At 63.7% G+C, this 8,630-nt stretch carries 11 protein-coding genes; 9 read left to right on the forward strand and 2 right to left on the reverse strand.

Features of this window, described 5'->3' with window-relative positions; genetic code table 11:
• Positions 1-181: 181 nt before the first annotated feature.
• The 9 genes from IVA82_RS48245 to IVA82_RS08510 all read left to right on the forward strand — a co-directional run bounded on the left by IVA82_RS48245 (position 182) and on the right by IVA82_RS08510 (position 7,211).
• The gene (locus IVA82_RS48245) at positions 182-727 is read left to right on the forward strand and encodes an aminotransferase class V-fold PLP-dependent enzyme (protein ID WP_253075569.1); all 546 of its coding nucleotides are present in this window, start codon (positions 182-184) and stop codon (positions 725-727) included.
• Positions 714-1,502 (forward strand): aminotransferase class V-fold PLP-dependent enzyme, encoded by a 789-nt coding sequence (locus IVA82_RS08475; protein ID WP_346658819.1) that lies wholly within the window; start codon positions 714-716, stop codon positions 1,500-1,502. The genes IVA82_RS48245 and IVA82_RS08475 overlap by 14 nt, the downstream gene beginning before the upstream one ends.
• Positions 1,503-2,253: 751 nt before the next feature.
• Entirely contained in the window at positions 2,254-2,808 is a 555-nt protein-coding gene (locus IVA82_RS08480) for a hypothetical protein (protein WP_247391202.1), read from the forward strand.
• A 52-nt stretch (positions 2,809-2,860) separates the two neighbouring features.
• On the forward strand, positions 2,861-3,310 hold the full coding sequence (locus IVA82_RS08485) for a hypothetical protein (protein ID WP_247391204.1): 450 nt from the start codon (positions 2,861-2,863) through the stop codon (positions 3,308-3,310).
• An 11-nt stretch (positions 3,311-3,321) separates the two neighbouring features.
• The gene (locus IVA82_RS08490; RefSeq protein ID WP_247391206.1) at positions 3,322-3,888 is read left to right on the forward strand and encodes a hypothetical protein; all 567 of its coding nucleotides are present in this window, start codon (positions 3,322-3,324) and stop codon (positions 3,886-3,888) included.
• Positions 3,888-4,145, forward strand: a complete 258-nt coding sequence (locus tag IVA82_RS08495) for a hypothetical protein (RefSeq protein WP_247391208.1) — start codon at positions 3,888-3,890, stop codon at positions 4,143-4,145. Before IVA82_RS08490 ends, IVA82_RS08495 begins: the two co-directional genes overlap by 1 nt.
• 367 nt (positions 4,146-4,512) lie before the next feature.
• A complete protein-coding gene (locus tag IVA82_RS08500) occupies positions 4,513-5,205 on the forward strand; it encodes a heme-binding beta-barrel domain-containing protein (RefSeq protein ID WP_247391210.1) in 693 nt (230 codons plus the stop codon).
• A gap of 21 nt (positions 5,206-5,226) precedes the next feature.
• Positions 5,227-5,928, forward strand: a complete 702-nt coding sequence (locus IVA82_RS08505) for a RibD family protein (protein ID WP_247391212.1) — start codon at positions 5,227-5,229, stop codon at positions 5,926-5,928.
• 8 nt (positions 5,929-5,936) lie between these two features.
• Positions 5,937-7,211 (forward strand): NAD(P)/FAD-dependent oxidoreductase, encoded by a 1,275-nt coding sequence (locus IVA82_RS08510; protein WP_247391214.1) that lies wholly within the window; start codon positions 5,937-5,939, stop codon positions 7,209-7,211.
• A 48-nt stretch (positions 7,212-7,259) separates the two neighbouring features.
• Here the strand turns inward: IVA82_RS08510 and IVA82_RS08515 are convergent, their stop codons facing one another.
• Complete coding sequence (locus IVA82_RS08515) at positions 7,260-7,574, reverse strand: hypothetical protein (protein WP_247391216.1); 315 nt, start codon at positions 7,572-7,574, stop codon at positions 7,260-7,262.
• A 162-nt stretch (positions 7,575-7,736) separates the two neighbouring features.
• The gene (locus tag IVA82_RS08520; protein ID WP_247391218.1) at positions 7,737-8,312 is read right to left on the reverse strand and encodes a cysteine hydrolase family protein; all 576 of its coding nucleotides are present in this window, start codon (positions 8,310-8,312) and stop codon (positions 7,737-7,739) included.
• Positions 8,313-8,630 lie beyond the last annotated feature (318 nt).

Consider the following 8,630-nt stretch of genomic DNA (forward strand, 5'->3'; position numbering starts at 1 on the left):
GATCGGCCAGTTCGATCGACTACAAATCACTGCATCAGACGTACTGCAGTCCGTGGTCGTCCACGAGTACCAGATTGCGCTCGCTGCCGGGACGATGCCCGGCATCATCAGGCTGTCATCGCCCTGTCATTGGTGTTCCGTTGATTGCTGCTCCTTTCGCCGCGCATCGCAGAGGGTGGATATGCATCTGATCAAGACAATTTCTTCCGACCGTCGGTCGATCCTGAAGGGCCTTGCGGCCGCAGCCATCGCGCCGCTGGCGGCGCCGACAATGGCGGCGGAGGGCCTGCCGGCGCAGCCGGTCGGATCGGCGGCGGCAATCGCCACCGACAAGGCCTATTGGACGGTCGTAAGGGGGCTGTATGCCGTGACGCATGATGTCGTCAACCTGGAGAACGGCTTCTGGGGCATCATGGCCGAGCCCGTGCGGCGCGAGTTCATCCGCCTGTCCGACATGGTCAACTATCAGAACACCTATTACGCGCGGCAGCGGTCGGGCCCGGACTTCGATGCCGTGCGGGCCAAGGTGGCGCAGGCGGTCGGCGCGGCGCCCGAGGAAATCGCGCTCACTCGCGGTGCGACCGAAGCGCTACAGCTGCTCATCAGCGGCTACAACAAGCCCAGGCCTGGCGACAGCGTGCTCTACGCCGACTTCGACTACGATTCGATGCAGTATGCCATGAACGCGCTCAAGGCGCGCCCGCGGTGTCGACGTGGTCAAGTTTGATGTGCCGGAGCCGGCCACCCGTCAGGCCGTGCTCGACGCCTATGCCCGCGCCTTCGAGGCGAATCCGAGGACCAAGCTTCTCCTCCTCACCCATGTCAGCCATCGCACCGGCCTCATCATGCCGATCACCGAGATCGCCAGCATGGCCAAGGCCAAGGGCATCGACACCATCGTCGACGCAGCTCATTCGTGGGGACAGATGGACTTCAGGGTGGGCGAGCTCGAGGTCGATTTTGTCGGTTTCAACCTGCACAAATGGATCGGCGCGCCGGTCGGCGTGGGCTTCCTCTATATCAGAAAGGACCGCCTCGCCGACGTCGACCGCGACCTCGGCGACGAGGATTTCCCGGACACCGACATCCGCTCGCGGGTACACACCGGCACGGTCAATTTCGCGACGGTGCTGTCGGTGCCCGCGGCGGTCGAACTCCATCAGCAGATCGGTGCTGCGGCGAAACAGGCCCGCCTGCGCCACCTGCGCGACTACTGGGTCAGTCGCGTTCGCAGCTTCAAGGACATCGAGATCCTGACGCCGGATGAGGCCGGCCTGTATGGTGCGATCACGTCCTTCCGTCTCGCCGGCAAGACGAGCAAGGCCGACAACGACGCCACCGTGGCGAAGCTCAGGGACACCTACAAGGTCCTGACGGTTCGCCGGGCGGGCGTCGCCAGGGGCCAATGCATCCGCGTGACGCCGGCGCTCTACACCGAGGAGGCCGATCTCGACCGGCTCGTCGAGGCACTTGCCGCGATCACGGGTACGAAGGCGGGCTGAACCCGCGCGAGGCGGGAGGGAACGCACCTCCGTCGGAGGCGCTGGTCGAGTCTCACTCACACCGGGAACGAACCACGCCAACCGTGAAGGGCCTCGACCGTCGCGACCATGTCCGTGAGGCTGGCGACCGACAGCGCGCCCGTGGCAAAGCCGAATTCGGCGCAAATCCCGTCCAGAGCCCATCGTGAGTTCCAATGGCGGGTCACAGCGCGACGCAACGGGAGCGCCAAACGTCCCCTCGTCTTGGGGCCGAGCTTTTGAGCCTGAAACGAGAACTGCGAGCTTCGCAGGACGCGAAAACTCCAAAAATGGACTTGGTCCGTCATTTCGCCTTACAGTTCGTCGAACTGATCCAGAGATTGAGAAATTCAGGCTAAGTTCAAGAGCATGACGTCCGTCCGTCTCACTTTCCTGTCCGTCGGGGGACCACCTTCGTTCTTCTCGCCGCGGCTATCTTCATTTTTGTCAACCCGCGCTCGCTTGTCCGGTCCGCCATCGAGGTTGGAACCTTCTCCTTCGACGGAAAGGAGCAAGCCGATCGAGTCGCCGGAAATGCTCGCCAAGCGTATACCGGCGGTCTATGTGCCGGCCGCTCTTGCGGTACTGGCGAAGGCCGGAGCGCAACGATCGGCGCAAGACGCATTCCAGAACTCGTCGGCCGACAGCATAGACCGTCAGCATCCAGACCATTGTCGACCCCGCCGCGGCCGAGGAAGCCAAGGCGATCCATCAGAAGATCATCGATCAGATCTTGGAGGAGGAAGGCAAGCGCAACGACTTCGTGCGCGAAGCCGCCGCCTTGCGGACGGTGCTGCTGAAGCAGATCAGCGATGGAGTGGATCAACAGATCGCTGCCTACGGCAAGTTGCTCGACCGCCTGGATGGGCTCTTTCCCGAAACGGAGGGCTCACTTCGCGCCAGACAGCTCGAACGCGGCTCGGAGCCCCAGCGCGCCGCGACGCAACCCGAAGGGGACAACAAGGCGAGCCCTGAATTTGACGGACGTCGCAAGGAAATAACGGGCTATCTGCAACTGCTGGGGGCCCTGAGCGAGGATCGTGCCCAATCCACCCACGATCTCACGGTGTTACGCGACCGGCACGATAGCCTTGCTTTGGCCCTCCTCGATGCACAGATCGCCGCGAGGGCGTTCAAGAGCACACGGATCATGCTCTCACCCGAGGTCACCCCGCAACCGGTCGGCGCGAAGCGGCTCTGCCTCCTGTTCATCGCTGCGGTCGCCTCGATCCTGATCGCGTTTGGAGCGATCGCCTTTCTTCACGGCTTCGTCGTCAAGAACTCCTGACTGAACGGCCGGCCACGGTCTCGCGGCCACAATCTTCGCAGATGAGCGGCAAGTGAACGAAATCTCGAACCGCAGCCCCATCGAAGCCGACGCGAGCCGCAACGAGGGGCTGGGGCCGGTCTTCCTCATCTACCTGCACGTGGCCGCCTGCTTCGTCTCCATGGTCTATGTCGTGCAATACTATGCGCCGCTCATGCGCCTGACCGCCGCGAACAACGACAGGCTCTTGCTGGCCGCGCTGAGCGGCGCGCCCTTTGCGCTGCTCTCGATCCTATTCGCCATGTGCCGCTTCAGCTTCGGCTATGTCGTCGGCTTCTACCTGTTCACCATGTTGATTGGCTACCTCTGGCTGCTCCCCCTATCCACATTCTCTTACGACCATGCCGTGGCTTATGCCTCCGCATTCGCCTCGGGGATGGCGTTCCTCCTTCCCGCCATGCTGATGTCGATACCGGCCAGGCAGAGGTTTGTTTTGTCAGAGTCGCCTTTCAAAGGTTGCTGACCTGCATCCTTGTGCTCGCCGCCGCAGCACTCGGAGTCGGCGCGCTCTACAATGTGCGGCTGGTCGGGATCTCTGAGATTTACGATTTTCGCAACCAGCTCGAATTTCCGACCTGGCTCTCGTACGGGCTTGGGATCACTTCGAACGTCCTGCTCCCGTTCGCCTTCGCCTTCTACGTCGTCGACGGCGCCAAGTGGCGGGCCGTCCTGTGCCTGCTGCTGCTGCTGCTCATGTTCTATCCGATTACCCTGACCAAGCTTTCCCTTTTTGCGCCAGTATGGCTGATCATTCTGGCGGTCGCGTCACGGTACTTCTCGGCGAGAACCGCGGTGATACTGTCTCTGCTGGTGCCGATCCTGTTTGGCATATTGCTGGCCAGACTGCTCGACCTGAACGCCATCTCGTTTCAACAGTTCATTGCCTATTTCAGCCTGGTCAATTTCAGAATGATCGCGCTGACCTCCAGCGCCCTCGACTTCTACAACGACTTCTTTGCCCATCATGACCTGACTTGGTTCTGCCAGGTGAACGTCCTGAAACAATTGACTGTCCCTACCGCAAGCCCCTCGCGATTGTGATGCAGGACGCTTACAATGTAGGGAATTTCAACGCCTCACTGTTCGCAACCGAAGGCATTGCCTCGGTCGGCGTCGTACTTGCGCCGCTCGCGGCCTTCATTTGCGGTTTGGTCGTGGCGCTCGGCAACTCCGCCTCTCCCGGCCTGCCATCGCGATTTGTCCTGCTGTCGGCCGGCGTGCTCCCGCAGATCTTCCTCAACGTCTCCCTCACGATCACGTTCGTAACCAACGGCGCTGCTTCATACTCTGGTACGTGACCCCCCGGTCATTGTTCGGCAAGCCGGCATGAAAGCCGCGGAACGAGCCCTCGGACCGACCGGGCCTTCGGCCTCGTGATTGCTTCGTGGCGAGGACGCCGGCTGCTGTTTTGGGTTCACCTCATCGTCTCCTGGCCGTCGCTGGCCTATGCCGCCCGGTTCTGTGGTTACACCGGAGCGGTCGCCTTGGCGCCAGCATGGTTGCCCACAGCGGCCTTCGCCAGTCGCACACCCGCGGATCGTGATTCAAACAGCCCATCCGCGCATGGCTGCAACGCAGGCTGGCGTTTGCGAGTCATAGGTTGAAGCCATATGTCCATCCTCGTGATATTGCGTGTTTCGCGCATCCCCCACGAGGCCCTTGCCCATGCTCCCGATTCCCGCCGACATTTTCACCGAGCCCGACGACGTCTCGCCCGACGGCCTTGCCAATCTCGGGCCGCTGCGGCATCTGGCCGGCGTCTGGCAGGCCGACAAGGGCATCGACATCAATCCGAAGGCGGAGGGGCCGGAGCGGCGGGTGTTCATCGAGCACATCCGGATGGACCCGATCGATCCGCAGGCCAACGGGCCGCAGCTGCTCTACGGGCTGCGCTATCACATCCACATCAATACGCCGGAGGAAGACATCACCTTCCACGACCAGGTCGGCTACTGGCTGTGGGAGCCCGCGACCGGGCTGGTCATGCAGACGCTGGCAATTCCGCGCGGGCAGGTTCTGCTCGCGTCAGGCAAGGCTACGCCGGATGACAGAAAGATCTCGGTCACGGCGAAGCGCGGCGACACGGCCTACGGAATTTGCTCGACCGATTTTCTGGAACAAGCCTTCCGCACCGACAGTTACCGCTGCGACATCAGCTTCAACGATGATGGCAGCTGGACCTATCTGATCCAGACCGAGCTTTTTGTGAGAGGCGCGCCGTTCAATCATCGCGACACCAACACGCTCAAGCTCGTTGCGCCGCCCAAGCTCAATCCGCTGGCGGTGATCGTGAACGATCGTGCCAAGAGCGAAGGGAAGGTCAAGGAGAAGGGCGAAGGGAAGGGGCCAGCGGCCTGAGCAGCGGCTGCGGAGGATTGCATGAAACCCTACGTCATCTGCCTGATGGCCTCGAGCGTCGATGGCCGTACGCATCCAAGCCGTTGGCGGCCGAAGAGTGCGGGCGCAGACTGGTTCGAGAAGATCCATGACGAGCTCGGCGGTGATGCCTGGGTGATCGGCCGCGTCACCGGCTCGGAGTTCGCCAAGGGCAAGCCGTATCCCGCAACGACCGAGACATTCCCGCGCCAAAACTGGTTCGCGCGGCGCGATGCGAATACTTATGGTGTTGTGCTCGACGCGCACGGCAAGATCGGCTGGGGTCGTTCGGACATCGGCGGCGATCCGATCGTCGTGGTGCTGACCAAAGGCGTGCCGGATTCGCATCTTGCGGGGCTGCGCGGCGAAGGCGTGTCCTACATCTTTGCCGGCAAGTCCGAGGTCGACCTTGCGCTGACGCTGGACATCCTCAATCGCGAGCTTGGCGTGAAACGCCTGCTGGTGGAGGGCGGCGGCGTCGCCAATGGCGCGTTCCTGCGCGCCGGTCTCATCGACGAATTCAACCTGATCCTCTGTCCCGCGGTGGACGGCGCCAGCGGCGCGCCTTTCGTATTCGATTCGACGGACGACGACAGCGACCGGCGCGCGCCGCTCGCCGCGATGACGCTGGAGAGCACGCGGCAGCTCGGCGGCGGCGTGCTGCTGCTGCGCTATCTGATCCAGAACGAAGCGGCGGGCCAGTAAGCGCGGGCATGGCGGAGAGCTCAGAGCACATTGTCATCGTCGGCGCCGGCGCAGCGGGGCTGATGGCGGCGCGCGAGCTTGCGCGAGCCGGCAGACGTGTGACCATCCTGGAGGCGCGCGACCGCTGCGGCGGGCGCATCCATCCGTTGCCCGCGGCGCTGTTCGGCTACTCCGCCGATGGCGGCGCCGAGTTCGTTCATGGCGAAGCGCCGGTCACGCGCGGCCTGATGCGCGAAGCTGGGCTATCTCTTCAGAAGATCGAAGGCACGCAATGGAGCTTTGACGGTGCAAAATTCTTGCGTGAGGATCGCGACGATCCGCATGAGGCCGAGCTGCAGGCGGTGCTGAGAGAGTTGAAGGACGACCTCACCGTCGCCGATTTCCTGCGCCGCCATTTTGCCGGCAACGACTACGCGCGGATGCGGCATTCCATCGCGCGCATGGTAGAAGGCTACGACGCCGCCGATCCCGAGCGCGCCTCGACATTGGCGTTGCGCGAGGAATGGATGGATGGCGGGCACAGCCCGCAGGGGCGCATCGGCGGCGGCTACGGCGCGCTCATCGATTTTCTGGCGGCCGAGTGCCGCAGGCACGGCGTTGCGATTCGTCCTGGTTGCGTGGTGTCGGCGGTCGAGCAGGCCGGCGGCGCGGCTTCCGTCCGCTGCACCGGCGGCGGTGTCCACGCCTGCGATCGTGTCATCCTCACCGTGCCGCTGCCGCTACTGCGCGAGATCGCACTCCCGCAAGCTGCGCGCGATAAGGCGGCCGCCGCCGATCAGATCGGCTTCGGCAATGTCATCAAGATCCTGCTGCGTTTCAAGCGGCACTGGTGGCGCGACCGGCGGGCCGAGCTCGCGGACATGACCTTCCTGTTGTCGGACGAGACGATCCCGGTGTGGTGGACGCAACGTCCCTTCGCGCATCCCGTGCTCACCGGCTGGTTCGGCGGGCCGCGGACGGCGAAGCTCGCAAAGCTGGATACGCAGGCGCTGGTCGACGCCGGGCTCGATTCACTCGCTGCAATGTTCGGCCTGTCGCGCGAGGACGTCGCGCGCGATGTCGTGGCGGCCGCGGCGACCAACTGGGCGCAGGATCCTTTCGCCCGCGGCGCCTATTCCTGGGCGACGCCGCAGACGCGCGCGGCGCAGGCGATCCTCGCGCGTACTGACGGCCTGGTGCTGTTCTCTGGCGAGGCGCTCTATCGCGGCCGCGACATGGGCACCGTCGAGGCGGCGCTGGCGAGCGGCTTGGAGACGGCGGGGACAATCATGCACGGATCATAAAAAGGCCCGCAGACTTGCGGGCCTTTCGGTGATCAGCAACAGCCCGTCTTACCAGCGTCCGCCGCCGAAGCCGAACGTCACGCTGGGGCCGCCGCCCCCGTAATAGCCGTACGGCCCGCCGCCGTAATAGCCATGGCGCCGCGGATAATAGCCGTAGCTGCGGTAGTACGGGCGATGGTAGCCGTAATGGCGCCAGTGATGGCGATATCCGTGGCCGTGATGGTACCTGTACTGCGCGCTGATGTCGGTTGATTGTCCGGCCGGCGCGTTCTGCTTGGCCTTTTCGCTGCCGGCCGCGTGAGCCGCGGATCCGCCGGCCAGCGCCGCAGCACCGACAGTCATCGCGACCAAGAGATACTTCATGTCGTCACTCCAGTTGGGACACCGAGCGACAACACATGGGTGCCCGCCGCGTTCCGGCCAGAGCGGGCGTCGAAACGACGCAGACAACAGTTCCGACTCACGCGAAACGATCAAGGTCATGAGATTTATTGTCGCACCATCGATGTCACCGCGGTTCCGCCATCACCTCGCCGCGAATGCGGCGATCACATCATCCGTGGTCACGATGCGGGCGAACTCGCCGTTGAGGTTCGACAGCGTCATGGCGTGGATCTCCTCGGCGGGATGCTTTTCGCCATCGGGCCCGACCCGATCGAACGTCCATGTCGCGTCGCGCACGAGGCGCGTGTCGAAGCCGAGATTGCCGGCCATCCGCGTCGTCGTCTCGACGCAATGATTGGCGGTGGCGCCGCAGATGACGACGGTCGCGATGTCGGCCGCTCGCAGCCGGTTATCGAGGTCGGTGCCGATGAAGGCACTGTTGACGTGCTTGACGACCACGGGCTCGCCAGGTGCTTCGCGCGCCTCGTCCTTGACCGCGTAGCCGGAGCCCCCTGGCCGAAATGACGAGGTCGGATTGGTGCCCTCGTGGCGGATGTGGAAGATCGGCGCGCCGTTTTGCCTGAATGCCGTCAACAGATCGGCGATGCGCGCCACCGCGTCGGGATTGTTACGCCGCTTCCCCGCCGCCTCCCATTCATCGAACGCGCGCTGGACGTCGACGACGATGAGGGCGGGGAGAGATCGTGGGCTGGTCATGGAGGGGGATCCAGAGGCTTGTTGAGCGGAATATGCGAGGCGATGACGACAACACGCAATGTCAATCTTCCCTCGTTTCGAGCCGCCATGACAGGTGCCATGACAGGTCCTGTAGCCTGGATGGAGCGTGAGCGTAATCCGGGTCTTGTATCTGCGTCGGGACACGTCCCGGATTTCGCTGTGTGCCCCGAAGGGCGCGTGTCACCAGTGGAGGAGGAACCACCCGGATAATTGTCGATAAGTCTGGTAGCTGACGAGCAGGTTGGTTGGGTAACCGGCTGATCTGAAGCCTCGTGACAAAGGTCGCCTTGGGCGGCT

It is taken from the genome of Bradyrhizobium sp. 142, assembly GCF_023074015.1.
Taxonomy (GTDB): Bacteria; Pseudomonadota; Alphaproteobacteria; order Rhizobiales; family Xanthobacteraceae; genus Bradyrhizobium.